The following is a 25,417-nucleotide window of genomic DNA, read 5'->3' on the forward strand; positions in this document are numbered from 1 at the left end:
ACAGTCTCTAGCATGGTTCCTTGCCGCAGCACCTCTGGCCTGTACCTCATTCCACTCTGCCAGCCTCTCAAGCGCCGCTATGGCTGCCTAGAGCCCCGAACGGCGCATCCAGCCCATAACCCCTCAGACAGGCAAAAAAATACCGCCAGACGGCGGTATGAAGGGGAAGAGGGGGTTATGGGGCGATCAGAAGTGGCGCGCGTAGCGCAGCTGCACAAAGTTCTCGCCGGGGTTGGGGCGCTTGATCGAGGCGTTGGACAGATGCTCCAGACGAACCGACCATTCATTCTCGCGGCGCATGCCGGTGAAGTAGCCCACACCGATATGGGTGCCAAAATTGAAAGCGGTCGAGAAGCGCTTGTCGCGGCTTTCGTAGAGCTTGCTGGAGACATAACCGCCCAGGCCCGCTTCAACAAACCAGGGGTACTGGCTCTTGCTGTGAAAGCGCATCGTGGGCACGAGGCCGACCACCGCAATGGTGCGGCTGCCTTCTTGCTCCATGCGGTCGGAGTTCCAGGCGGACAGGCTCATGTCCCAGTGGGCGGTGACCGCATGGCCCCACCAATAGGTCTTCCAGTCCATCGGGATCGTGGAGCCAATGGTGACGCTGCGTGCGTCACGCTCGGCAACCCCTGCTTGCAAGTACAGGGTGGGGCTGTTGCGCTTGTCGGCAAACTGCGCTTGGGCAGAGGCACTCCAGACAGTCAGCGCGCACAAGCCGAGAGCGGAGAGGAGAGGGCGGTATTGCATTAAATAATGTTACACCTGGACTACAGGCACTTCTGTCAGCAAAAGCAGGATGTTGTCTGTATGCAACCGCTGACGCCGCCAAGGACATTGGAACGGACACAAAAAAGCGCAGCGTGTGAGGCTGCGCAGGAGGGGATGGAGAGGGCGATCCAAGGGCGCAGGAGCGCTCCGGCCTTATTTACTGTCCATCGGCGGAACAGTCTGTTTCGGATTTGGGCCTTGATGGCGCTGGCCATGCGGGCCCTTGCCGTCCGGGCCGCGTCCGCGGCGCTCATGCATCTTCAAGGTTTCTGCATCAAAGGTCTTTTGCTGCTCAGGCGTCAAGCTGGCATAGAAAGCCTTGGTGGCCTGGTTGCGCTGGTCCATTGCCGCCTGGTGTTTGGCATGCATGGCGGCCATCGCGTCAATGCGCTCCGGCGTGGTCATCTTGGCAAAGTCGGGGCGCTCAGGGCGGTCGCCCGGCGCTGGGCGCTGGGGCTTGACCGCTGCCATGTAGCTGGTCCAGCCGGCTTCCTGGCTGGCATTGAGCTTGAGCGAGGCCTTGAGTGCCTGCATGCGTTTGGCCATGTGGGCCTCGCGTGCTTCGGGGCCATGGGCCTTCTTGGCAGGGGCGGGGGCGCTTTGTGTGGTGGGGGCTGCTGCGGGGGCAGCCGGGGTTTGGGCGAAGCTGGAAACCGACAGGCTGGCCAGCATGGCGGTCACGATGGCGCTGCGTTGCAAGAGAGACATGGTGGTTCCTTTCCGGGTTGTGATGTCTTGTGCGATGTCTGCAGTGTCCGCCTGCCATGTAATAGCCCCGTCACTGGCCGGTATGGCTGTGTAAAGAATTAGCAATTTTGGTTGTTGGGCTTGGGGGTTGGCTCCGTGGGTCAACAAGTCCAAACCCCGGCTTTTTGCCCGCTGCATCGATCTGGGGCGGGCCGGATTCGCGGCACAATGGACAGCAGATCAGTGCGGCACACCAGGGCCGCTTGTGTTTTTTAAAGGGCTGCTGCGCATGACTGCAGCCCCCCAGAACAAAGGAATGGCATGTTCAAGAACATGATTTTTTACCGCATCTCCGAAACCTGGCAGCCGGATTTGGTCGCGCTGGATACGGCCTTGGCCAAGCAGCAGTTTGAGCAGTGCGGTGCCACCCAGGAAAAGTCCACCGGTTGGGTGCCTCCGCGCGGCGAGGAGCACGGCGCGATGGTCGAGTCGGTGGGCGGCCAGTGGATCTTGCGGCTGATGAGCGAGAGCAAGATGCTGCCCGCCAGCGTGCTCAACCGCAAGGTGGATGAAAAGCTCGCCCATATCGAAGCCCAGGAAGGCCGCAAGCCCGGCAAGAAGGAAAAGCAGGAGCTCAAGGACGAGTGCAAGCTCGATCTGCTGCCGATGGCCTTTACCAAGCAGGGCGGGCTGTGGATCTGGATCGATCCGCAGGCGCGCCTCCTGGTGCTGGACACCAGCAGCCAGGGCCGTGCCGACGAAGTGATCACGATGCTGGTGGAGGCATCGCCCGGCTTTGCCGTGGCACTGATCGACACCCAGAACAGCCCCCAGGGGGCGATGTCCGCCTGGCTGCACAGCTACGACGCGCCGGCCGGCTTTAGCATTGACCAGGAGTGCGAGCTCAAGAGCGCCGATGAATCCAAGGCCGTGGTGCGCTATGCCCGCCATCCGCTGGGCATCGACGAGATCCGCGAGCATATCGACCAGGGCAAGCTGCCCACCAAGCTGGCGCTGACCTGGGACGACCGGGTCAGCTTTGTGCTGACTGAGGGCCTGCAGCTCAAGAAGGTGGCCTTGCTCGATGTGGTGATGGAAGGGGCCAGTGAGGATGGCGGCTTTGATGCCGATGTGGCCATTGCCACCGGGGAGTTCAGCCAGCTGATTCCGGATCTGATCCAGGCGCTGGGCGGCGAAGGCCGCACCGAACTGGGCCAGCTGCCCGACCGGGGCGACAAACCCGCCGCAGCGGCCTTGGAAGGGGCTGCTGCGCCCGCCAAGCCGATCAGCCAGGGGGTAGGCGCTGCCAAGCCTGGCGGCATGCAGACCGGGCCCAAATCGGCACCGGTGGACCAGGATCCGGACTCCAGCCCTTTCTGATCTGGGCCAACCACAGAAACGACAACGCGCTCCAGGAGCGCGTTTTTTATGCCTGTGCAATGCTTGGACAGGGCTTTAGTGCTTGCAGCAGCTGGCTGCGTCAGGGTCAGCATGCGGGTCGGACAGGCTGTCCAGAATAGGGCAGTCCGGGCGCTGGTCGCCGTGGCAGCTGTGCACCAGCGCCTGCAGCGAGCGCTCCATCGCCTTCATCGCGGCAATGCGCTCGCGCAAGGTGCCAATATGCTTTTGCGCAATCTCCTTGACCGAGCTGCTGGCGCGCTGCTTGTCGTGCCAGAGATTGAGCAGGTTCTCGATCTCCTCCATCGAGAAGCCCAGATCGCGGCTGCGGCGGATGAAGGAGAGCGTATGCACATCCGACTGGGTATACAGCCGGTAGCCGCTGTCGGTGCGGTGCACATGGGGCAGCAGGTTCAGCGACTCATAGTGGCGCGCCATGCGCGCAGAAATACCCGCCAGCTGGGCTGCCTGGCTGATGGACACCGGCCAGGCGATGGACTGCTCAGCGGCAGGCTTGCGTGACGGGCTGGCCATGCTTACTGGACCTGGTAGCCTTCGGCCGCAATGGCCGCTGCGATTTTGTCAGCGGGCTGGCTGGACTCGACCACCACCTTGCCTTGGGCGCGGTCGATCGCTACCTTGGCCTGGGCGTCGAGCTGCTGCACAGCCTGGGTGACGGCACGCTCGCAGTGGCCGCAGGTCATGCCTTGGACTTGGAAGGTGTTTTGCATCAGAGTTTCCTTTTCCTGTGGTTGATGGCCTGATCTTGAAAGCTGACACGGTGTGAAGGTCAAGAGCAGGGTCTTTCGCCAGGAACAAGCCATCAGAACTGCACCGGCCCGGATGTGTTTCACGTGAAACAGCATTCCTGGGCCGAAGCTGCGCTTACTGCTTTTCGTCCGCGATGGCCTTCTGCACCGAAGGACGGGCGCCCACGCGCTGCAGGAAACCAGCCAGGTTCTGCAGGCCGCTGATGTCGACTCCGACAAACTTGCTCCAGCCGCAGACGGTGAACAGGTAGGCGTCCGCCACGCTAAAGTCCGCGCCCATCAGGAATTCCTTGCCGGCCAGCTGCGCATCCACCCAGGTCAGGCGCTTGAGCACTTGTCCACGGGCCATGTCCTTGACGGTGTCGGGCATATTGGGGTTGAACAGCGGCGAGAAGCCCTTGTGGATCTCGGTGCCGATAAAGCCCAGCCACTCTTGCAGCTGGTAGCGCTCGAAGGTGCCGTTGGCGGGAGCCAGCTTGGAGGCTGGCGCCTGGTCGGCGATGTACTGCACGATGGCCGGGCCTTCACGCAGGCGCTGGCCATTGTCCAGCTCCAGCACCGGCACATAGCCCAGCGGGTTGATCGTGTAGAAGTCGGTGCCGTCCTTGAGCTGGTGGGTCTTGGTGCTGGCCATCTCCAGGGTGAAAGGCAGACCGGCTTCCAGCAGGGCGATATGGGGCGACAGCGAACAGGCGCCGGGAGAGAAATACAGCTTCATCAACAAATCTCCAGTGAAAGGTGAAAGCCAAACCATGCTATCGCTTTTGACAAAGCTTTGCAGCCAGGTGGCTGCGGCGCAATAACACGGCTGACCGCGTGTAAACCCCCAAGTCATTAAAATAGCGGGCAAAACCGACTATTTGCCATTTCTGCCAAAGGGCGGCAGAAGGCATGCTGACTGCAAGGCGCCTGCCTTGCGAGCCCTGGAACGAGGCCGTATGAGCCAAACCCCCTATACCTATCCGCAAGAATTTGATGTCATCGTTGTCGGTGGCGGCCATGCCGGCACCGAGGCAGCGCTGGCCGCTGCCCGCATGGGCAGCAAGACGCTGCTGCTGACCCACAATATTGAAACCCTGGGCCAGATGAGCTGCAACCCCAGCATTGGCGGCATTGGCAAAGGCCATCTCGTCAAGGAAGTGGATGCGCTCGGCGGCGCCATGGCGCTGGCCACCGACAAGGGTGGCATCCAGTTCCGCATCCTCAACAGCTCCAAGGGCCCGGCCGTGCGTGCCACCCGTGCCCAGGCCGACCGCATCCTGTACAAGGCAGCGATCCGCGAGACCTTGGAGAACCAGCCCAACCTCTGGTTGTTCCAGCAAGCGGTCGATGACCTGATGGTCGAGGGCGACCGCGTGGTGGGCGCCGTCACCCAGGTGGGTATCCGTTTTCGCAGCCGCACCGTGGTGCTGACTGCAGGCACCTTTTTGGACGGCAAGATCCATGTGGGCCTGAACCACTATGCCGCCGGCCGTGCTGGCGATCCGCCAGCGGTCAGCCTGTCCGCGCGCCTGAAGGAGCTGAAGCTGCCCCAGGGGCGCCTGAAGACCGGCACCCCGCCGCGCATCGATGGCCGCTCGATCGACTTCAGCCAGTGCGAAACCCAGCCTGGCGACGGCATGCCCGGCGGCGTCAACGAAGGCCAGCTGCCGGTGTTCAGCTTCATGGGCAATGCAGAGATGCACCCGGCGCAGATGCCTTGCTACATCACCCACACCAATGCGCGCACGCACGAGATCATCCGCAGCGGCTTTGACCGCAGCCCGATGTTCACCGGCAAGATCGAAGGGGTAGGGCCGCGCTACTGCCCAAGCGTGGAAGACAAGATCAACCGCTTTGCCGACAAGGAAAGCCACCAGATCTTTCTGGAGCCCGAAGGCCTGACCACCCACGAGTACTATCCCAACGGCATCTCGACCAGCCTGCCGTTCGATGTGCAGTACGAACTGGTGCGCAGCATGAAGGGCCTGGAGAACGCCCACATCCTGCGCCCGGGCTATGCGATCGAGTACGACTACTTCGACCCACGCTCCTTGAAGAACAGCTTTGAGACCAAACAGATCCAGGGCCTGTTCTTTGCCGGCCAGATCAATGGCACGACCGGCTACGAAGAAGCGGCAGCCCAAGGCCTGTTTGCCGGCCTGAACGCTGCACTGCAATGCCGGGGCGAAGGCCCCTGGACGCCGCGCCGCGATGAAGCCTACCTGGGCGTGCTGGTCGACGACCTGATCACCAAGGGGGTGACCGAGCCCTACCGCATGTTCACCAGCCGGGCAGAGTTCCGCCTGCAGCTGCGTGAAGACAATGCCGACATGCGCCTGACCGAAGAGGGGCGCAAGATGGGCCTGGTTGACGATGCACGCTGGGATGCCTTCAGCCGCAAGCGCGATGCTGTTTCACGTGAAACAGAACGCCTGAAGGCCACCTGGGTGAACCCACGCATCGTCGCTGCGCAAGAGGCCGAACGTGTACTGGGTAAGGCCATGGAGCGGGAGTACAACCTGTTCGATCTGCTGCGCCGCCCTGGCGTGGACTACGCCACCTTGATGAGCATGAACGAAGGCGCCTACCAAACCAGCGACGTTTCACGTGAAACACTGGGTGCACTGAGCGAGTCCGTGGTCGAGCAGGTGGAGATCGGTGCCAAGTACTCGGGCTATATCGACCGCCAAAAGGACGAAGTGGAGCGCGCAGCCCATTACGAGAAACTGCGCCTGCCCGCCGAGCTGGACTATATGCAGGTAACGGCACTGTCGTTTGAGGTGCGCCAGAAACTGCAGACCCACCGCCCCGAAACCCTGGGCCAGGCATCGCGTATTTCCGGTGTCACGCCCGCTGCCATTTCCTTGCTGATGGTCCACCTGAAAAAAGGTGGCTTCAAAGGCTTCAGCACTGCACAAGAGGTAACGACTGCATGAGCGCACCATTGGAATCCCCACTGCGTGACGGCGTACAACAACTGGGCCTGTCGCTGAGCGATGAGCAAATTGCCCAGTTGATGGCGTTTCTGGATCTGCTGCAGAAGTGGAACAAGGTCTACAACCTGACCTCGGTGCGTGACCCGCAGGAAATGCTGACCCACCATCTGCTCGACAGCCTGGCGGCGGTGCCGCCGCTGGTGCGCCATCTGGAGGGGGCCGGTCTGCCAGCGCCCAAGCTGCTCGATGTCGGCTCGGGTGGCGGTCTGCCCGCTGTGGTGTTTGCCATCTGCCTGCCGCAGCTGGATGTGAGCTGCGTGGATACCGTGGGCAAGAAAGTCGCCTTTATCCAGCAGGCGGCTGCCGCGCTGCGCCTGCGCAACCTGCATGGCATCCAGTCGCGCGTCGAGCAACTGAGCCAGCAGTACGACGTGGTCAGCTGCCGTGCCTTTGCTGCCTTGCAAGACTTCACGGCTTGGTCGGCCCAGACCTTGAAGGCCGATGGCATCTGGCTGGCGATGAAGGCCAAGCGCCCTGACGATGAGCTGGCGCTGTTGCCCGCCTCGGTGCAGGTGCTGAACATCGAGCCGCTTCAGGTGCCCGGGCTCGATGCCGAGCGCTGCCTTGTCTGGATGCGGCAGCAGGCGGCATAGCGCTGCATTGCGGATCGCAGGCCGCGTCACCTCGACCATCTACCAGCCCCGATTTTTCGGGGCTTTTTGCTGACACTTGCGCCGGTAACAACGCGCTTTTGCTGGCTTGCAAGCAGGGCCGTCGTTTACACTCAAAGTTTCCATCGCAGAGGCGGCACATGTTTGGCATTTCTGACTATGGTGCATTTGTCTTCGCCGTGCTCCTGTTCTTGATGATTCCCGGGCCCGGTAACCTGGCGCTGATCACCTCCACGGGCAAGGGCGGCATCCAGGCTGGTCTGGCCGTATGCGCGGGCTGCATGGCCGCTGACCAGGTGCTGATGTGGCTGGCCGTTGCCGGCGTGGCCGCGGTGATGAGCGCGTACCCGGCAGCCTTTCAGGCGGTGCAGTGGCTGGGCGCGGCCTACCTGGCCTGGATTGGCTACAAGCTGATAACAGCCCGACCTGGCGACCAGCCGGTCATCAAGATTGCGCCCCGGCATTATTTCAGGCAAGGCTTTCTCATCACCATGATGAATCCCAAGGCCATCGTGTTCTACATGGCGTTCTTCCCGCTGTTTGTTGATCCGGCCACCCACCGGGGCCTGCCCACTTTTGCAGTGATGGCAGCGACCGTTGCGGTGATCAGCCTGGCCTATTGCACGGTCGTGGTGCTGCTCACCAGGATGCTGGCCGAGCGCCTGCGCGCCAATCCGGCCCTGGTCAAATGGCTGGAGAAAACGGCGGGTGTGTTTTTGATTGGTTTTGGCCTTAAGCTGGCCCTGACCAAATAAGTTAGTGGACAAGCGAGTTCTCATGGCAAAAATTTTCTGTATCGCCAACCAAAAAGGCGGCGTCGGCAAGACCACCACCGCAGTCAATCTGGCTGCGGGTCTGGCCAAGATCAAGCAGCGTGTGCTGCTGGTTGACCTGGATCCCCAGGGCAATGCCACCATGGGCTCGGGCATCGACAAGCGCGCGCTGGAGACCTCGGTCTACGACGTGCTGCTCGAATCGAGCACCATCAAGGAGGCGGCTGTCCATTCCGAGCGCTGCGGCTACTGGGTGCTGGGCGCCAACCGCGAGCTGTCGGGCGCCGAGGTCGAGCTGGTCGAGCTCGAGCGCCGTGAAAAGCGCCTCAAGGCTGCGCTGGAGGCGAGCGACGCCGACTTTGACTTTGTGCTCATCGACTGCCCGCCAAGTCTCTCCATGCTCACCTTGAACGGCCTGTGCTCGGCCCATGGCGTGATCGTGCCGATGCAGTGCGAGTACTTTGCGCTCGAAGGCCTGACCGACCTGGTCAACACCATCAAGCAGGTGCATGCCAACCTGAACCGCGATCTGGAGATCATCGGGCTGCTGCGGGTCATGTTCGACCCGCGCATCACCTTGCAGCAGCAGGTGAGCGACCAGCTGCGCGAGCATTTCGGCGACAAGGTGTTCGACACCGTGATTCCCCGCAATGTGCGCCTGGCCGAAGCCCCCAGCTACGGCCTGCCCGGCGTCGTGTTCGACCCGGCCGCCAAGGGCAGCAAGGCCTTTGTCGAGTTCGCCAAAGAGATGGTCAAGCGCATCAAACGCATGAAGTGACAGCCGGCCCCGCCGCTGCCCGACCGACCTCCGCTGCCTGGCATGCGGAGGTCTTTTTCATGGTGGCCTGCGCGCTGCAGGCGCCCGCGTTGCGTATGGCAAGCATTCGGGCACAATAAGGGTTTGCATTTCTTTGAAACAGCGCAGTATGGTGGCGCTTTTTTGCTATTAAAAAATGAGCATTGAATCCTCGTCCATCAAGCTGCTGCCAGGGTGGAAAAACAGCGGGCCAGGCCATTGGCAAACGGTGTGGGAGCAGCAACTGGGGTATGAGCGCGTGCAGCAGCACGACTGGATGCACCCCAAACGCGGTGACTGGACGGCGCGCCTGCAGGATGTGGTGCTGGATGCGCCCCAGCCCGTGGTGCTGGTCGCCCACAGCCTGGGCTGCATTCTGACGGCCTGGTGGGCCGCGCATTCGCCCCAGGCGGCCAGCAAGGTGCGCGGCGCGCTGCTGGTGGCACCGGGCGATGTCGAGCGCGCCGACCTGGCCGAACAGATCCCTGGCTGGTCGCCGATCGCGCTGCAAAAACTGCCCTTTCCCACCATCTTGGTGGGCAGCCAAAACGACCCCTATTGCAGCGCCGAGCGCGCGCAGTGGCTGGCCAGCCACTGGGGCGCGCGCTGGGTGGACCAGGGCGCCTGCGGCCATATCAATGCCGAATCGGGGCTGGGCGACTGGCCGCTGGGCCAGGCGCTGCTGGCCGAGCTGATGGCCGAACCAACAAAGGTGAATTAAGACATGGTTACCAAGAAACCCAAGGGTCTGGGACGCGGCCTCGAAGCACTGCTGGGCCCCAAGGTCGAGGACGCTGCGCCCGCCAGCGACGACAAGGGCCAGCTGCCCCACCAGTTGCGGCTCGATGACATGGTGCCCGGCGTCTACCAGCCGCGCACGCGCATGGACGAGGGCGCGCTGTACGAGCTGGCCGAAAGCATCAAGGCCCAGGGCATCATGCAGCCCATCCTGGTGCGCAAACTGGCCTCGGGCGACCACGCCGGCAAGTACGAAATCATTGCCGGCGAACGGCGCTTTCGCGCCGCGCGTATCGCCGGCCTGGCCGAGGTGCCGGTGCTGGTCCGTGATGTGCCGGACGAGTCGGCTGCGGCGATGGCGCTGATCGAGAACATCCAGCGCGAAGACCTCAACCCGCTGGAAGAGGCCCAGGGCCTCTCGCGCCTGGTGGGCGAGTTCCAGATGACGCATGAGCAGGCCGCGCAGGCAGTGGGCCGCTCGCGCTCGGCCGCGTCCAACCTGCTGCGCCTGCTGAACCTGGCCGAACCCGTGCAAACCATGCTGATGGCAGGGGATCTGGACATGGGCCACGCGCGTGCCTTGCTGGCGCTGGACCGCGCCGCGCAGATCACCGCCGCCAACCAGATCAATGCCCGCAAACTGAGCGTGCGCGAGGCCGAGAGCCTGGTCAAAAAGGTCAGTGCCGAGTTCTCGGGCGAAACCCCGGTCAAGGCCAAACCAGCGAAATCGCGCGATTTGAAGCGCGTCGAAGAAGAGCTGTCGGACCTGTTGATGGCTGAAGTGGAAGTGCGCGTGAAAAAGCGCGTCAAACGCGCCGGCAAACTCGAAGAGATGGGGGAATTGGTAATCCAGTTTGGTTCACTGGATGCCCTGAATGGATTGATTGATAAATTACGTGGATAATGCACCGGCCATGTGCTGCACGTCGTGATTTGGGTGACATTTACTAACAACTTCGCTTAAGAGCAGACAACGCTCCGCCGAGGTTCCTGGAAGCAGGTGATTCCCGTGTCAGCAGCGCAAAGCAAAAATACGAAATCGAAGTAATCGAGCCTGGGAGGAATTCCGGGCTCGCTTTGAATGAACAACTGAATGATTTGCGGGAGAGCGACATGAAAAAGGCAGCATTGGCGGCACTGGCCGTCTTGGCATTGGCAGGCTGCGAAAGCACCGGTATGAAGCTGGGCGGCGGCACCAACAACATGGTGACCGGTGGCGCAGCAGGGGGCAGCAGCCAGGGCGAAAACAGCCAACTCGAAAAATGTGATTCGCCCGTGGGTACCGTGTCCCTGGTCGAGAACCAGCAAGCGGGCTGGTACACCATTTTGCGCAACGAATACCGCCTGCCACCAACCGCCAATCTGCTGCGCGTGCTGATCCAGCAATCGAACTGCTTTGTGGTGGTGGAGCGCAGCGCTGCCGGCATGAACGCGATGAACCGCGAGCGCGCGATGATGGACAACGGCGAAATGCGCAAGGGCAGCAATTTCGGCAAGGGCCAGGTCGTCGCATCGGACTACGGCCTGACGCCTGAGGTGACCTTCAGCGAAGACAATGCCGGCGGCTTTGGCGCGGCGCTGGGCGGCATCCTGGGCGGCCGTGGTGGCAGCGCAGTGGCTGGTGTGGCTGCCAGCAGCAAGACCCGTGAAGCCTCGGCCATGCTGACCCTGGTGGACAACCGCTCGGGCGTGCAGGTGTCCTCGTCGACCGGTAACGCCAGCAAGACCGACTGGGGTGGCTTTGGCACCTTGTTCGGTGGCGCAGCCGGTGCCGGCATGGGTGGCTACTCCAACACCTCGCAAGGCAAGGTCGTGTCGGCCGCTTTCGTCGATGCCTACAACCAGATGGTGCAGGCGCTGCGCAACTACAGCGCGCAATCCGTCAAGGGCCAGGGCCTGGGCGGTGGCGGTCGCCTGGGTGTGGATGGCGCCGCAGCGCCCAGCCAGACCTCGGCACCTGGCGCCAAGACCAATGTGCGCCTGAGCATGAAGCAAGCGCAGCAGCGCCTCAACGAGCTGGGCTACGATGTGGGCACCCCCGATGGCGCCTCCGGCCCACGCACGCAGAACGCGCTGCGCTCCTTCCAGCAGGACCAGGGCCTGTCGGTGACGGGGCGCCTGGACCAGGCCACGATGCGCCAGCTGGCGGAATAAACCTTCGGCGTTGATCGCAGCCTCGCCAGGCCACCGATCCGTCGCATGACCCGCCGCTCACCCCGGCGGGTTTTTTCATGCCCTGTCGATGGCCTCGTCGATATCGGCAGGCGGCTGGGTTTCCATGAACTCCTCGATATCGCAGCGCAGCTGCAGCTCCCGGGCCAGCAGCTTGTGCAGCTGGCGCGGATCGATGGGCTTGTGCATCAAGGTCGCCCCCAGGCTGTTGGCCATCTGCAGCCGTTTGGGGGCCGTGTCGCCGGTCAGGATCACGTAGTGGGGCGGCATCTGCTGCCAGGGCAGATGCTCGGCCGTGGCATCGCGCACGGCCATGACGACCATGCTGCCGTCCTCGGTGGCCGACAGGCGCAGGTCGGTCAGCACCACATCGAAGGGCTTGCTGTTGCTCTCCTGCATGTGGTCGATCAGGCGCCGCACCTGGTCCACATTGGCCGCGCTCATCACCTGGCAATGCCATTGCTCGAGCATGCTGGCCAGCCCCACGCGCACCAGTGGCTCGTCATCGACCACCAGCACCTTGAGGCCGTGCAGCGACGAGTAGTCGCCATCGTCGGGCTGCTCCCACAGGCCGGTGACCAGGCCATAGCCGCCGGCAGGCACGGCCTCGGCCATCAGGCTGACGCGGAACACGCTGCCGCGCCCCGGGATCGATGACAGCGCGACCTTCACATTCAGGATATCGGCCAGCTCGCGCACGATCGCCAGACCCAGCCCCAGGCCCTTGGTGCCCATGTGCTGGTCTTCGGCCACCTGGCGGAACTTCTGAAAGATCAGGTCGTGGTGTTCGTCATCGATGCCCACGCCGGTATCCCAGACCTCGATCACGCGCTGCAGGCCGCGTTTGCGCACCCCCAGCAGCACGCCACCGTGGTCGGTGTAGCGCAGCGCGTTGGACACCAGGTTGCGCAGCAGCATAAAGAGCAGCGATTGGTCGGTGTAGATCCAGTCTTCGCTGTCGCGCACGCGGAAGACCAGGTTCTTAGCATCGGCCTGCGGGCCAAACTCCTTCTCCAGCCGGCGCAAGAAGCCGGCAATGGCCACCGGCTGGAACTTGGGGTCCAGCACCCCGGCCTCGATGCGCGAGTAATCCATCAGGGTGTCGAGCATCTCGCGGCTGGCCGACAGCGCAGCGCGCGCGTGCTCGAGCACCACCGCCTGCTGGCTGTTGAGGCCCGAGCCGCGCAAGGTCTCCAGAAACAGGTTGAGCGCCTGCACCGGCTGGCGCAGGTCATGGCTGGCGCCGGCCAGAAAGCGGTTCTTGGCCCGCACCGCGTTCTGGGCCGAGCGGGCATGGTCGCTCAGGTGTTTCTTGTACGACGCAATGGCCCGGCCCAGCTGGTCGATCTCGTCGCCCCACTGCTGGGGCACGGCGTAGATGCCGCCAAACTCGTCATTGCTGACCTCGCGGCGCAGCGCCACCAGGCGGCGCGAGACCGAGGCATGCATGTAGATGCCCGCCATCGCCACGCACAGGATCAGCACAGCCACCAGCCAGTTCAGGTTGGTCTGCTGCGCGGCCACATCGCGCGAGAGCTGCACGCTGCGTTCATTGAGCTGGCGCCGCAGGTCGGCCGCAGCGCGGCTGGCCAGCAAGGACATGTCGGTGGCCAGCATCTGGTTCTCTGCCACCAGGTGGAAGACGGCGCGGTCATCGAGGCCATGCTGCGCGGGCTGAAAGATCGCCTGGCTCAGCTGCTGCACATTGGCGTTGAGCGCATTGCGCTTGGACTGCATCAGCGGGTCGATCGCGCCATCGAGCCGCGTCTGCGTCATCTCGCCGAGCAGCTTGTCGAGCCAGCCCATGCGGTCGGTCAGCTCCACCATGTTCAGCCGCCGCTCGCCGATGTCATTGGTGATGGCGACCAGGCGCGCATAGCTGCCGATCATCTCGCTTTGCTGCATCACGCGCGTGCTGGCAATGAGCTGCTCCATCTCCACGCTGGACAGCTGCTGCAGGGCCTGGTTGGTGCGGCGCAGGCCCTGCAAGGTCAAGGCAAACACCACGGCAATGCCCACGGCCAGAATCACCAGCATCAGCAAGATGCGCGAGGTCACCGACATCGGAAAGCTGCGCTTGTCCGGTGCGGCCTGCGCGGCAGGCGCTGCTGGTGGTGATGGGCTGTTTGCCATAGGGTCTGCCATCGCTCTCAGTTCTGCCAGCGCAGGTCTTCCAGCGCAAAGGTCGGGATCGGGCACTGGGACCACATGCCCACCAGGCCCTTGCGCATGAAGTTGCGCTCGGGCCGCACGACGATAAAGGCGTTGACCGCATCTTCGGCCAGCTGCCTTTGCGCCTGGCCCAGCCAGTCATCGAGCTCCTGGGGCGATGCGGAGGCGCGCAGCTTTTCCCAGATCTTCTTGAACACGCGGTTGTTGTACTGGAAGTAGTAGTCATCGCGCGCATAGATGCCGATGTCCATCGGCTCCACATGCATGATCAGGCTCAGGTCATAGTCCTTGCGCTTCATCACCTGGTCCAGCCAGGTGGGCCAGTCCATGCGGATGATCTCGACCAGCAGGCCAATGGCTTCGAGCTGTGCGGCCACGATCAGGCTGCCGTAGCGCCCGTAGTCGGTGGGCGGCACGGCCAGGCGCAGGCTGGTGCCCGGGGCCACCTGGGCCTGGGCGAGCAGGGCCTTGGCCTGGGCCGGGTCGTAGGGGTAGCGCTGTACCAGGTCGACATAGGCCCGGTGGTGGGGCGAGAAGTGGCTGCCAATGGGCAGCACCTCGATGGAGCCGCCATAGATGTCCTGGTAGCGGCTGCGGTCGAGCGCATGGTTGATGGCGCGCCGCACGCGGATATCGTTCAGCGGCGCGCGCGCATTGTTCATCGCGATCAGCAGCTTGCCTTCCACCCCGCGCTGGCCCATCACATAGTCGGTGCGCGCCATGAACGAGGCCGTCAGCCGCGTGACCGAGCTGAGCGCATCGATGCGGCCTTCGGCCAGCATGTTCTCGGTCTCCGCTGCGCTCGACATGAAGAGGAAATCGGCCATGCGGATGGCGGGCTTCTTGCTGTCCCACCACTGCTCGTTGCGCAGCAAGGTGATCGATTTGCCCTTGGTCCATTTTTCGACCTGGTAGGGGCCGGTGCCCACCGGCGCGCTGGCATTGCTCGCGGCGCTGTCGGGGTGCACCATCACCGCGCCGGGCATGGCCAGCGCATAGCTGAGCAGTGCGTCGGGCTCGCTCAGGCGGATGCGCAGCAGGTACTCGTCCACGGCCTCGACGGAGACGAGCTTGTCGAACCATTCGAGGTAGGCATTGGTGTTCTTCATCTGCAGCAGACGCTGCAGGCTGAAGGCAGCCGTGGCGGCATTGAAGGGCTTGCCATCGTGGTAGCGCACTTGGCGGCGCAGCACCATATCGACCTGCTTGCCGTCCTGGCTCACGGTCCAGCTCTGCGCCAGGCGCGGCTTGATCTGGCCTTGCCCGTCGATGATGGTCAGGCCCTCGAACACATTGGCGTAGGTGATCTCGCTGGCGGTGGCCGCCGACGTGCTGGTGATGTCGAACGAGGCGGGCTCCAGCGGTATGCCGATGCGCAGGCGCTCGGACGCGGCCTTGGCGGGGGCCAGGCCCACCAGGCAGCAGAGCAGCAAAACGGCCAATGCCCAGCGCATCCACTGGGGCTTGTCTTGGGGGCCTGTGTCCATCATGGCTTCCTCGTTGTGCACCTGCCTGGCATTGGGCCGGCAGGTGGCATGGCGCTGGCGCTTGGGCGGCGACAGCAACAGCTTTTTATTTGATGGCCGTGGCGGGCAGGATACCGTTGCGCTGCGCCACCAGCACCGCCTGGGTACGGGTATCGGCCCCCAGGTGCTTGAGGATGGACGCCACCTGGTTGCGGATCGTATGTTCGCTCAGCCCGAAATGCTTGGCAATGGCCTTGTTGCTAAAGCCCTTGGCCAGCATCTTGAGCACCTCGTACTGGCGCAGCGGCAGCACCTCGGCGCTGGGCTTGGCAGCGGGCTCCAGGCTGCGGCCGCTGGCCTTGTGGATGTTGTGCTCCATGCCCAGGCTGCGCAGCAACCAGTGCTGCACCTGCGCGCAGATGGCCTCGGGCTCCAGCGCCTTGGAGATAAAGCCCGAGGCGCCCTGGCGCACCGCATCGCGCATCAGCTCGGGGTGGTCATGGCCCGAGAGCATCACCACATAGGCGCCAGGCCAGCGTTTGCGGATCTGGCCAATGCCTTCGAGCCCATCGCAGCCGGGCATGCTGATGTCGAGCATGACCAGGTTGACCCAGTGCTCCTGCGCCACCGCATCGGTGACCGAACCCGCTTCGTGGATATCGGCCTGCAGCATGTTGCTGCTCAGCAGCATCATGCGCAGGCCCTGGCGGAAGAGGGGATGGTCATCCACCAGCATGACCGATGGCAGGGGCAGTGTCATATCCGCAGGCTCCTTCTTGCGGCATAGGGGGCGCAGTTCTTCATGGCCCGTACCTTACATCTATTTACCGAAGCAACCAATAGTCCATATGAACTAGTGCGCCTCACCGCCGCTTTGATAGTTTCGAAGTATCCGCATTCATTGCAAAAAGTCCAATGATTTTTATGGATTTATTTGAAATTCAAGGCTCTGTTTTTCAGAGTGCTTGCGCCGCAAAACGGTCTCTAGGCTAGTACATCTGGTCTATTTACAATTACTTACCGCCAGCCGAACATGCCTTCCATGCGATGGCTGGCCGCCATGGGATGCCTGTCGTCGCTCCATCTGTTTTGCCCATGAACAGCACAACACCCAACTGTGAGGACGACATGAAACACAGCGCCATCTACCTCGCCGCAGCCCTGCTGACGGCAGCCGCTTCCAGCCACGCACAAGGCTGGCTCGGCGAATCGGTGCCCTGGCAGTTCCAGACCAGCGCCGACCGGGCCAATCGGGCTCTCGTCAATGACCTGGTCGAAAAGAAAAAAGGCGGCTACTACGACGCCTTCAAAAGCACCTACATCACCAATATCGAGCGCCAGGTGAACTGCAACTTCCAGCCCACCGCCGCCGGCAACAGCAGCTCGGCCGACCAGGCCAACCAGGTCGCCTCTCCGCAGACCAATGCATCGGCAGGCAACAGCGCATCGAGCACCGGCAGCGCCAGCGAAAGCAGCGACAACCTGGGCCGTGGTGGCGTGGCCAACAACAACCAGAGCAACAGCGGCGCCATCAGCAGTGGCGTGCAGGGCAGCCCATCGACGACCACGATGGCGCCGATCAACAGCGAAAACGCCCATGGCCAGCAGGACATGCAGGTCGCGCAAAACAACAGCGGCAACCAAAGCACCAACGTGAGCGGCAGCTCGGCCTGCCAGTTCGGCGCCAGCGGTGCCATCAACTAAAGCGCGGACGGAGGATACCATGCACGCCCTGAACCTTTCCCCCCTGTCCGCGCGCGGCCCGCTGCCCCGCCGCACGATGACCCTGTCGGCCCTGGCCGCCACCTTGCTGCTGAGCGGCTGCGCGCTGCCCACCTACCAGCAGGTACGTATGGCCGATGACGAAGCGCCCGTGATGCAAGGCCCCGGCCCGCGCCACAACGGCACCCCGCTGGACAACAGCTTTGCCTGCCTGTCGCACCGCATCGTCGAGCAGCGCAATGGCCGCGCCCCGCTGTCGATTGCCGTGGGCGACATCAAGGACTACACCGGCAAGTACTCCCAGGGCGATGGCAATGTCGTCACCCAGGGCGGATCGCTGATGGTCTATTCGGCGCTGGGCAAGCTCGGCGGCGCCATCGATGTGCGCGAGCGCTTTGACACCCGCGTGGCCGAGCTGGAGCTGGCCTACACCGACCGGCGCCAGCTGGGCGATGGCAACCAGCATGCGCTAGCCGATGAAAAGGGCCAGCGTGCGGTGCCCTGGCTGCCGTACTACGGCGGCTCCATCCTGCGCTCGGACTACTACATCATCGGTGGCCTCACCGAGGTGAACTACAACATCCAGTCCGGCGGCATCGAAGCCCAGGTCAACCAGATCGGCCCGCGCTACCGCGTCTTCACGATGAACGTGGGCGCCGACCTGCGCATCGTCGAGACCAAGACCTTGCGCGTGGTGCGTGCCGTCAGCCTGCAAAAGCAGATCGTGGGCCGCGAGATTGGTGCGGGTATCTTCCGCTTCTTTGGCAGCAACCTGTTTGACATCAACGCCGGCAGCAAGGACCTGGAGCCCGTGCAACTGGGCGTGCGTACCACCTTGGAGCAGGGCGTGCTCGAGCTGATCAGCACGGTGACGCAGACCCCAGCCGGCCCTTGCATGGAAGGCGCCAAGACGGCAGCAGGCGAGCCCGCTGCCGTACCGCCAACGCCTGCTCCCGCCGAACCTGCAGCACCGGTCCCTGCGCCTGTACCGTCAGCTGCTCCTGTCGCTGCAGCCAACGAGCCGATGCCCGAAAAAACCAAGGCCGCGATGACCTCGCTGGACGTGGTATTTGAAGAGAACAACACCCGTATCGCGCAGCAATCGGCCACCGCCGCAGAGACCGTGGCGACGCGCCTGCGCGCCGGCCAGGGCGTGCGCATGGCGCTGCTGGCACGCGAGAACGAGAACGACCAAAACCCCGCCCGCCGCGATGCGCTGACCGACGAGCGCCTGCAGGCGCTGCGCGCTGAACTGGCCCAGCACGGCATCCCGCCTGGCCAGGTGCAGGTGCTGTGGCGCCCCACGCCCGGCGACACCACGGTGCACCGCTACGGCGCGGGCTACCGCCTGCTGGCGCGGCTGCAGGTCAAGCCTTGACCGGCATCGTTCCAAAGCTACCAATTTCATAGCTTATAGCGCTTTATAGACGGGCACTAAGAGCATAAAACACCCAAATCACGTCTAGTTTTTCTCCCTGTACGACTAGGAGACAGTCATGTCCCACAAGCACCCAACCTTTCTTCGCCGGGCACGCCTGGCTCCGCTGGCCGCTGCGGCTGCGCTGATCGCTGCCACCTCTGGTGTGGCGCTGGCGCAAACCACGGTGGTGAATGTAGACCAGGTCAGCAATGGCACAGTCACTGCCCCCAATATCACCAGTGGGCAGATCAATAGTTTTCCCGGCAGCGGTGTGGTGACCGTTGCGCCCATCACTGCGCAGGCCATCGGCAATGAGCATGAGATCGCTAACGGTGCGCAGGCTGCCCTGACCATCAACACCCAGCCACTGGCGCAGCCTACGGTGACCGTTGTTCAGCAGGTCACTGGCGTGGTCAGCGGTACCACGAGCACCAACATTGGCATCAATGCCAATAACGTGCAAGGCAACCACGACGGCGATAGCGCCAGTGTGAGTGGCAACCAGGCCAGCTCTGAGGCCATTGGCAGCACGTCGGTGGGTACCATGTTGATCACCGGCACAGCGGTGGATGTGAACTCAGCCACAACGACCTCCGTCACTCAGGAGGTTGCGGCCAATGCACCGATCTCCGCCTTAACCGACTTGACGCGTGTCGGTATTCGCCTGAACCAGACCGGCGGTAACGCCATGAACAATCTGAGCCTGAGTGTTGCAGGTAATCAGGTGGACAGCAGCGCCCAAGCCAACGCCACCCAGGCCGGTATCCGGGTGGACGCCAGCAGCGTGAACATCGGGGCCGACACCAGCAGCACGGTGAACCAGCAAGCTGCCGGAAATGTGACTGCGGATAGCAATGTGAACCTGGTCGGCATCCGTGTGCTGGGTACCCCTGCTCTGGCGGTGACCGACAGCCAATTGGGCGTCAGCAGCAACAGCGTGCAAGCCGCTGCCGGTGGCAACCAGCAAACCAGCGTGCTGCAGATCAATGCAGCTGGCGATGTGGTGCAGACTGGAGTCACGGGTTTGACCAACAGCGCAACCCAGACCTCCACGGGCCTCATCGATGCCAGCAGCACTGTGACCACCCTGGGCATTGACAACCAGAAGCCAGGTTCTGCGAACAATCGCTACAGCGTCAGCGGCAACGATGTAGGTGCGCAGGCCAACGGCAATAGCGGAAGCAACCGCACTGCCATTGCTGCTACAGGCGCCATCACGGGTGCGCAACTGGAGACCAGCAACACCCAGACCATTGGCGGCTCGGTGAGTGCCAACGCCCAGGTGACGAGCCATCTGGGTGTGCAGACCGAGGACAGTACCAACGACGCGCTGACGGTGAGCGCCAACCGGGTAGATGCCCAGGCCCAGGGATCGAGCGCCAGCAACCAGACCCGTGCCGGTGCCAGCGACATCAGCGGCAGCCTGGCCAGCACCAGCAACACGCAAACGCACGCAGGTGGCGCGGTATCGGCTAATGCCAGTGCCCTGGGCATCGGGAGCAGCTCGACCAGCCTGTCGGGCGGCAGCTTGACGGTGAGCGGCAACCAGCTGAGCGCTGAGGCGACGGCAGCTTCCGTAAGCAACGACGCCCTGCTTGGTGCCGACAATGCGGTGACGCAATCGGTCGCCACGGTCAGCAATACGCAGTTCCATTTGGCTGGCGATGTGCAGGCCAATGCCCGCTCCAGTGTGGTGGGAGCCAACACCGACAGCGCCAGCAATGCGGCGCTGGTGGTCAGCGGTAACCAGTTCAGCGCCACGGCTGCTAGCCAAAAGGCCGATAACCTGGCTCGCGTCAATGCGACCAATGGCGTGTCGGATTCGGGTGCCGTTATCTTCAGCGTGCAAGGCCATGTGGCTGGCGATGTGAACGCAACCGTCGCTGGCAGTGCCAGCACCAGTCCTGCGCCCAACCCGGATCCCATGCTGATCGGTCTGCGTTCGGCGGCGGCTTCTGGCGGCAATCTCACGGTCTCCGGCAACCAAGGTGGTTCGGATGCGACCATCAACCAGGTGGACAACCAGGTCGCTCTCTCGGGCAGCCGCATCGATGGCAACTCGGCCGCCTATCTGATCAATGTGCAGGCAGTGCAATCTGGCAATGCGCAGGCATTGACTAAGGTCAACCTGGGTGTTGATGGTACGAGCACATTGACACCGGTCACCACGCGTTCTGGTGGCCATGAACTGGTGGTGAGCGACAACAAATTCAGTTCCAATGCAAGCCAGAACCAGGCCACCAATGCGCTGGATATCAGTGCGACGAGCACCCTGAGTGCGAACACTGCCCAACCCAACCTGCTGGGCAACCTGCAGCTGTCGGCGGGCAACACCACGGCGACCACCGAGATGCAAATTCTCAGCGGCAGCAGCCAAGCCAGCGATCCCAGCGGTAACACCACGATCACCGGCAACCAGGCCAGCAGCCTCGCCCGCGCCAATGTGGCCAACAACCAGCTGAATATCACGGCAGGCACCATGGCCAGCGACCAGCTCGCGGTGCTGGGTAATGTGCAGGGCAACACCGGGGCGGTCAACTCCACTGCCAGCTTGCAGATGCAGGGCAGCGCCGCAAACCGCCTTGATGGCAACATCAGCAGCTCGGGCAACCAGGTGCTGGCCGTGGCTGCGGGCAATACCTCGCTCAACAGCGTGCGGGTGAGTGCGGGTACGGCACTGAATAGCGGTACGGGAGTTGTCTTGCTCAATGAGCAAAATAACGGTGGCAATGTGGTGGCTACGGCATCCCTGAACGCCGACGCCTTCACCCGGGGTGGTTCGCTCAACCTGAGTGGCAACACCGTCAGCGCTACCGCTGTCGGCAACAATGCCGAAAACGTGGTGAATGTGTCTGCTCTGCCTGGTCAGCAAATGGCCAGTGCGGTGCTGACCTCCAACCAGGTCAACAGCGGCAATGTGACGGCGGCGGTGAACGGCAGCTTCAACGCTTCGGGCACGGCAAGCACCAGCGGCATCAACGTATCGGGCAACCGCTCGTCTGCTGTGGCGATTGGCAACCGTGCCACCTCGTCGATGACATTGGGTGTGCAATAAGCCGTAAGGCCTTGCACTTTGACAGCCCGCCTGGCTCCCCAGGCGGGCTTTTTTGTGTCTGCCAGCAGCGGGGCATATCGCACCCTTTGCGTGCGAAATGCTGCCGGGGCTAACCTGCCGGGTTTTCAACTGCAGGAGTTTTGGTATGAACCTCGCGATACCCCCCTTCTGGGCATCCTGGCTGTACCGGCCGGTGGAGTTGCGCATCGATGTGAGCCCGATTCCACCCCATCAACTCGAAGGCGAATGCGCCTCCATCCACGATCGCATCCACACCCCCGGCGACCGGCTCCATGGCCTGCCCGAGATCCCTTTGTCCGACCCCCGTTTTGCCATCCGCTACCGCAGCGCCGATGGCGAGTTCTATGTCTATGTCGAAGACCAGCTGGAGCACCGCATTGCGGGCTTTACCGTCTTCAACCGCCTGATCGAGCTGGACAAGCGCGCCGACCGCTACATACGCGGCCCGCACAGCCGCTTTGACCCCGCCTACCAGCGCAAGGGCCTGGCCTCTTGCATCTACCGCTGGGCGCTCGATGCAGGCCTGTGCCTGGTCACAGGCGCGCGCCAGTCACCGGGCGCGCATGCGCTGTGGCACAAGCTCGCTGCCAGCCACCGCCTGGGCTATGTCGATATCCACAACAAGAAAATGCACTACCTGGGCGAGCGCATGGCGCCCGAGCGGCTCGATCCGCTCAGCACCCGCATGTTTCTGCTGGGGCAGGGCTGGTCGCTGGGCAGCTTTGCCGCAGCCACCGGCATGCGCTGCGATTGACGATGCCGCGCGGCATCACGCGGGCCGGCGCATCACGAACTTGCCCGCCTCGCTGATCGTGAAATAGTCGCCTGGCCCGCCGCCGCGTAGCAGCGGCTTGCCCGCTGCCGTCTGGTACACGCCGCCTTGCAGCAGCTGCTCGTCGATATGCACCATCACCACCTCGCCCAGCACCAGCCAGGTGGGCACCTGCGTGCCTTGCGCGGTCTGCAGCTGCACGATCTGGGTGCAGCGGCATTCCATCGTCACCAGGCTGGCCTGCACGCGCGGCGGGCGCACCAGTGTCGAGGGCTCGGTGGCCAGGCCGGCCAGCTCGAATTCATTGACTTCGGGGCCCACGGCCGCGCAGCTCTGGTTCATCGCCTCGGCCAGCGATTCGCTCGCCAGGTTCCAGACAAACTCGCCCGTCGCCTCGATGTTGTTCAGGCTGTCCTTGCGCCCCACGCTGGCAAAGCCGACGATGGGTGGCACATAGTTGAAGGCGTTGAAAAAGCTGTAGGGCGCCAGGTTCAGCACGCCGCTGCTGCTGGTGCTGGAGATCCAGCCAATCGGGCGCGGGCCGACGATGGCATTGAAGGGGTCATGGGGCAGGCGGTGGCCTTGGCGGGGTTCGTAGCTGTGCAGGGGCATGGTGGGGCAATGACTGAGTGGGAAAGCGGTAGACGGCGGCAGATTGCGCAGATTTCTAGCGGGTCTGCATGCCCAGAAAACGCACCGGTGATAGGCCGCAGGCACGCTGCACCATGGCGCTGAAGGCGCTGGGCGTATAGCCCAGCTCGGCAGCTATCTGGCCAATGGCCAGGCCGCTGGCACCCAGCTCCACCGCCTTGGCCAGAATGACCTGCTGGCGCCACTGCAGGTAGGTGCAGCCCAGCTCCTGGCGGAACAGGCGCGCAATGGTGCGTGGGCTGGCGCCGCTGTTGTGGGCAAAGGCCTGCAGGCTGTCATGGGCCAGCGGGTCGTCCAGGACGGCCTGGCACAGGCTGTGCAGGCGCTTGTCGCGCGGCATGTCCACCCGCAGATCGAGCTGGGTCGCCTGGCGCAGCTCATCGAGCAGCAGCGCGCTGACATGGCGCTCGCGCGCCAGTTGCGCGGCGCTGGGCGCGGGTGCATCGTCGGGCAGGGTGGGCAGATCGCAGACAAGCGCGCGCATCAGCTCGGAGACCTCCAGCACGCGGCAGCGCCGCCAGAGGTTGGCAGCGCTGTCGCCCTGGCCCGGGCCGCACTGGCCCTCGGCCTGGTAGATGTAGAGGGTGCGCAGCTCCGCCGTCTCCACCAGGGTCACCGCATGCTCGACACCGGGCGGAATCCAGAGCGCGCGCCGGGGCGGCACCACAAAGGTGGCCGATGGCACGCGCAGGTGCACGGTGCCGGTGACCGAGATGGCCAGCTGCGCCCAGGCATGCTGGTGGGGCAGCACGCGGGTGTCGCCACTGAGCTCGCGCAGCTTGGCGCGCACCGGCCGCTCGGCGGTGGGCACAAACAGGTGCGGGGTGAGCGAGTCGACATACTGCCAGGCACGGCGGGCGCTGGCAGCCTCGCTGCTGGCGGCAGCGCGTGCCGCGTGGGGCGGTGGGGCAGTCCGGGCAGAAGTCATGGCAGCAGGGCGGTTGGCGGTGGTGGTGATGGGGCAGGGCCAGGTGCAGCAGCTTGGCACATTGGCGATAGTAATCGTCTCTCTGTCGCATACATGCCGACAGGGCTTTGGCTAACATCGCTGCCATGACAACCAGCACAACAACATCGACTGCCGCACCGGACCCTGGCGCACCCGACCCGAAAGCGTTGGGCAGCCTGCGGCAGGATTCACGCACCATCGGCCTGGTGGGCCTGGCCCATGGCTCCTCGCACTTCTTCCACCTGCTGCTGCCGCCGCTGTTTCCCTGGCTGATCGCGGACTTCGGCTTCAGCTACTCCGAGCTCAGCGTGCTGGTGTCGGCCTTTTTCATCGTCTCGGGCGTGGGCCAGGCGCTGGCCGGCTTTGTGGTCGACCGCTTTGGCGCCCGCCCCATCATGTTTGCCGCGCTCAGCAGCTTTGCGGTGGCCGGTGTCATTGCCGGCACGGCCAACAGCTATGCGCAGCTGATGCTGGCCGCCATCTTTGCTGGCCTGGGCAACGCACCCTTCCACCCGGTGGATTTCACCATCCTCAACAAGCGCCTCTCGCCGCAGCGCCTGGGCCATGGCTTCTCGGTGCATGGGCTCTCGGGCAACCTGGGCTGGGCGGCGGCGCCGGTGTTCATGGCTGGCATCACCTCGGCCACCGGCTCCTGGCGCATGGCCTGCCTGTGCGGCGCCGCGCTGGCGGCCATCATCCTGGCCATCATGGTCATCAACCGCGATGCGCTCGATGACCGTGTCAGCCTGCCTGGCGCGGCCCCTGCCAAGGCGGCGGCGGCGGCGGCGGCCGGCAAGCAGGAGCACCCGATGGCCTTCCTGAAGCTGCCCTCGGTCTGGCTGTGCTTCTCGTTCTTTTTCTGGACCACCTGCGCGATGAGCGCCATCCAGTCGTTCTCCAGCCCGGCGCTGCAGCAGCTCTACGGGCTGCCGGCCAGCATCACCGCCTATGTGGTCACCGGCTATATGCTGTTTGGCGCCGCCGGTATGGTGCTGGGCGGCTTTCTGGTGGGCCGGGTGGAGCGGCTGGAGAAAGTCATCTCCGCCTGCCTGCTGTTCTCCGGTGTGCTGCTGGCGCTGGTGGGCACCGGCTGGTTGCCCGGCTATGTGGCCTTGGGTGTGGCGGCGCTTGCCGGTATCGGCACCGGCCTGGCCGGCCCCTCGCGCGACATGCTGGTCAAGCGCGCCGCGCCGCCGGGCGCCACCGGCCGGGTCTATGGCACCGTCTACTCGGGGCTGGACCTGGGCTTTTGCCTGGCAGCCCCGGTGTTTGGCTACATGCTGGACCACCACATGAACGCCGGTGTGTTCTTTGGTGCGGCCGTGGGCATGGTGCTGAGCGTGGTGTCGGCCGGCTTTGTCGGCGCCGGGGTTGCCGCGCGCAAGCAAAAGGAAAAGGCCGCTGTGGTGCCTGCCTGAGCAAGAGGCTGCCCTACCTCTGGGCACCCGCAGAAAACCCGCCACAAGGCGTAAAAAGGCCCGCGCAACCGCTTGGT

General features: G+C 63.8%; 23 protein-coding genes. 13 read left to right on the top strand and 10 right to left on the bottom strand.

Annotation, left to right across the window (positions count from 1 at the left end):
- Positions 1-186: 186 nt before the first annotated feature.
- Both WH265_RS10145 and WH265_RS10150 read right to left on the bottom strand, forming a co-directional pair.
- Entirely contained in the window at positions 187-717 is a 531-nt protein-coding gene (locus WH265_RS10145; protein ID WP_312987206.1) for an acyloxyacyl hydrolase, read from the bottom strand.
- A gap of 207 nt (positions 718-924) precedes the next feature.
- Positions 925-1,479: a Spy/CpxP family protein refolding chaperone gene (locus WH265_RS10150; RefSeq protein ID WP_339536703.1), complete on the bottom strand. Its 555-nt coding sequence runs from the start codon at positions 1,477-1,479 to the stop codon at positions 925-927.
- A gap of 300 nt (positions 1,480-1,779) precedes the next feature.
- On the opposite strand from WH265_RS10150, the gene WH265_RS10155 reads away from it, so the two are divergent.
- Positions 1,780-2,838, top strand: a complete 1,059-nt coding sequence (locus tag WH265_RS10155) for a recombination-associated protein RdgC (protein ID WP_339558192.1) — start codon at positions 1,780-1,782, stop codon at positions 2,836-2,838.
- Positions 2,839-2,913: 75 nt separating this feature from the next.
- On the opposite strand, the gene cueR is transcribed toward WH265_RS10155, so the two are convergent.
- The 3 genes from cueR to gstA form a co-directional block, all read right to left on the bottom strand.
- A complete protein-coding gene (cueR, locus tag WH265_RS10160) occupies positions 2,914-3,390 on the bottom strand; it encodes a Cu(I)-responsive transcriptional regulator (protein WP_339558193.1) in 477 nt (158 codons plus the stop codon).
- A 2-nt stretch (positions 3,391-3,392) separates the two neighbouring features.
- Positions 3,393-3,587: a heavy-metal-associated domain-containing protein gene (locus tag WH265_RS10165; protein WP_021027169.1), complete on the bottom strand. Its 195-nt coding sequence runs from the start codon at positions 3,585-3,587 to the stop codon at positions 3,393-3,395.
- Between the two features lie 154 nt (positions 3,588-3,741).
- Complete coding sequence (gene gstA, locus WH265_RS10170) at positions 3,742-4,344, bottom strand: glutathione transferase GstA (protein ID WP_339516962.1); 603 nt, start codon at positions 4,342-4,344, stop codon at positions 3,742-3,744.
- Positions 4,345-4,564: 220 nt separating this feature from the next.
- Between gstA and mnmG the strand changes: the two genes are divergently transcribed.
- From mnmG to WH265_RS10205, 7 genes are all read left to right on the top strand, one after another.
- Positions 4,565-6,544, top strand: coding sequence for a tRNA uridine-5-carboxymethylaminomethyl(34) synthesis enzyme MnmG (mnmG, locus tag WH265_RS10175; RefSeq protein WP_339516960.1), 1,980 nt, complete (start codon positions 4,565-4,567; stop codon positions 6,542-6,544).
- Positions 6,541-7,197, top strand: a complete 657-nt coding sequence (gene rsmG / locus WH265_RS10180; protein ID WP_339558194.1) for a 16S rRNA (guanine(527)-N(7))-methyltransferase RsmG — start codon at positions 6,541-6,543, stop codon at positions 7,195-7,197. The genes mnmG and rsmG overlap by 4 nt, the downstream gene beginning before the upstream one ends.
- 158 nt (positions 7,198-7,355) lie before the next feature.
- Positions 7,356-7,970 (top strand): LysE family translocator, encoded by a 615-nt coding sequence (locus WH265_RS10185; protein ID WP_021027165.1) that lies wholly within the window; start codon positions 7,356-7,358, stop codon positions 7,968-7,970.
- 22 nt (positions 7,971-7,992) lie between these two features.
- Positions 7,993-8,766, top strand: a complete 774-nt coding sequence (locus tag WH265_RS10190; RefSeq protein ID WP_021027164.1) for a ParA family protein — start codon at positions 7,993-7,995, stop codon at positions 8,764-8,766.
- A gap of 175 nt (positions 8,767-8,941) precedes the next feature.
- Positions 8,942-9,505 (top strand): RBBP9/YdeN family alpha/beta hydrolase, encoded by a 564-nt coding sequence (locus WH265_RS10195; protein WP_339558195.1) that lies wholly within the window; start codon positions 8,942-8,944, stop codon positions 9,503-9,505.
- 3 nt (positions 9,506-9,508) lie between these two features.
- Positions 9,509-10,426 (top strand): ParB/RepB/Spo0J family partition protein, encoded by a 918-nt coding sequence (locus WH265_RS10200; protein WP_021027162.1) that lies wholly within the window; start codon positions 9,509-9,511, stop codon positions 10,424-10,426.
- 209 nt (positions 10,427-10,635) lie between these two features.
- Entirely contained in the window at positions 10,636-11,676 is a 1,041-nt protein-coding gene (locus WH265_RS10205) for a peptidoglycan-binding protein (protein WP_021027161.1), read from the top strand.
- Positions 11,677-11,751: 75 nt separating this feature from the next.
- On the opposite strand, the gene WH265_RS10210 is transcribed toward WH265_RS10205, so the two are convergent.
- The 3 genes from WH265_RS10210 to WH265_RS10220 form a co-directional block, all read right to left on the bottom strand.
- A complete protein-coding gene (locus WH265_RS10210) occupies positions 11,752-13,827 on the bottom strand; it encodes an ATP-binding response regulator (RefSeq protein ID WP_312987195.1) in 2,076 nt (691 codons plus the stop codon).
- Between the two features lie 17 nt (positions 13,828-13,844).
- The gene (locus WH265_RS10215; protein ID WP_339558196.1) at positions 13,845-15,353 is read right to left on the bottom strand and encodes an ABC transporter substrate-binding protein; all 1,509 of its coding nucleotides are present in this window, start codon (positions 15,351-15,353) and stop codon (positions 13,845-13,847) included.
- 85 nt (positions 15,354-15,438) lie between these two features.
- The gene (locus tag WH265_RS10220) at positions 15,439-16,092 is read right to left on the bottom strand and encodes a response regulator transcription factor (RefSeq protein ID WP_021027159.1); all 654 of its coding nucleotides are present in this window, start codon (positions 16,090-16,092) and stop codon (positions 15,439-15,441) included.
- A 368-nt stretch (positions 16,093-16,460) separates the two neighbouring features.
- Here WH265_RS10220 and WH265_RS10225 point away from each other — a divergent pair, with 368 nt between their 5' ends.
- The 4 genes from WH265_RS10225 to WH265_RS10240 all read left to right on the top strand — a co-directional run bounded on the left by WH265_RS10225 (position 16,461) and on the right by WH265_RS10240 (position 22,304).
- A complete protein-coding gene (locus WH265_RS10225; RefSeq protein WP_021027158.1) occupies positions 16,461-17,036 on the top strand; it encodes a hypothetical protein in 576 nt (191 codons plus the stop codon).
- Between the two features lie 19 nt (positions 17,037-17,055).
- Positions 17,056-18,432, top strand: a complete 1,377-nt coding sequence (locus tag WH265_RS10230; protein WP_339558197.1) for a CsgG/HfaB family protein — start codon at positions 17,056-17,058, stop codon at positions 18,430-18,432.
- 118 nt (positions 18,433-18,550) lie between these two features.
- A complete protein-coding gene (locus tag WH265_RS10235; RefSeq protein WP_339558198.1) occupies positions 18,551-21,529 on the top strand; it encodes a beta strand repeat-containing protein in 2,979 nt (992 codons plus the stop codon).
- 145 nt (positions 21,530-21,674) lie between these two features.
- Entirely contained in the window at positions 21,675-22,304 is a 630-nt protein-coding gene (locus tag WH265_RS10240) for a hypothetical protein (RefSeq protein WP_021027155.1), read from the top strand.
- Between the two features lie 15 nt (positions 22,305-22,319).
- On the opposite strand, the gene WH265_RS10245 is transcribed toward WH265_RS10240, so the two are convergent.
- The gene (locus tag WH265_RS10245; RefSeq protein WP_182344297.1) at positions 22,320-22,934 is read right to left on the bottom strand and encodes a flavin reductase family protein; all 615 of its coding nucleotides are present in this window, start codon (positions 22,932-22,934) and stop codon (positions 22,320-22,322) included.
- A gap of 55 nt (positions 22,935-22,989) precedes the next feature.
- Positions 22,990-23,901 carry an AraC family transcriptional regulator gene (locus WH265_RS10250; RefSeq protein WP_339558199.1) on the bottom strand — a complete coding sequence of 304 codons (912 nt, stop codon included), beginning with the start codon at positions 23,899-23,901 and terminating at the stop codon, positions 22,990-22,992.
- 125 nt (positions 23,902-24,026) lie between these two features.
- On the opposite strand from WH265_RS10250, the gene WH265_RS10255 reads away from it, so the two are divergent.
- The gene (locus tag WH265_RS10255; RefSeq protein ID WP_339558200.1) at positions 24,027-25,340 is read left to right on the top strand and encodes an MFS transporter; all 1,314 of its coding nucleotides are present in this window, start codon (positions 24,027-24,029) and stop codon (positions 25,338-25,340) included.
- Positions 25,341-25,417 lie beyond the last annotated feature (77 nt).

The sequence above is a fragment of the Comamonas sp. MYb396 genome, assembly GCF_037479555.1.
GTDB lineage: Bacteria > Pseudomonadota > Gammaproteobacteria > Burkholderiales > Burkholderiaceae_C > Comamonas.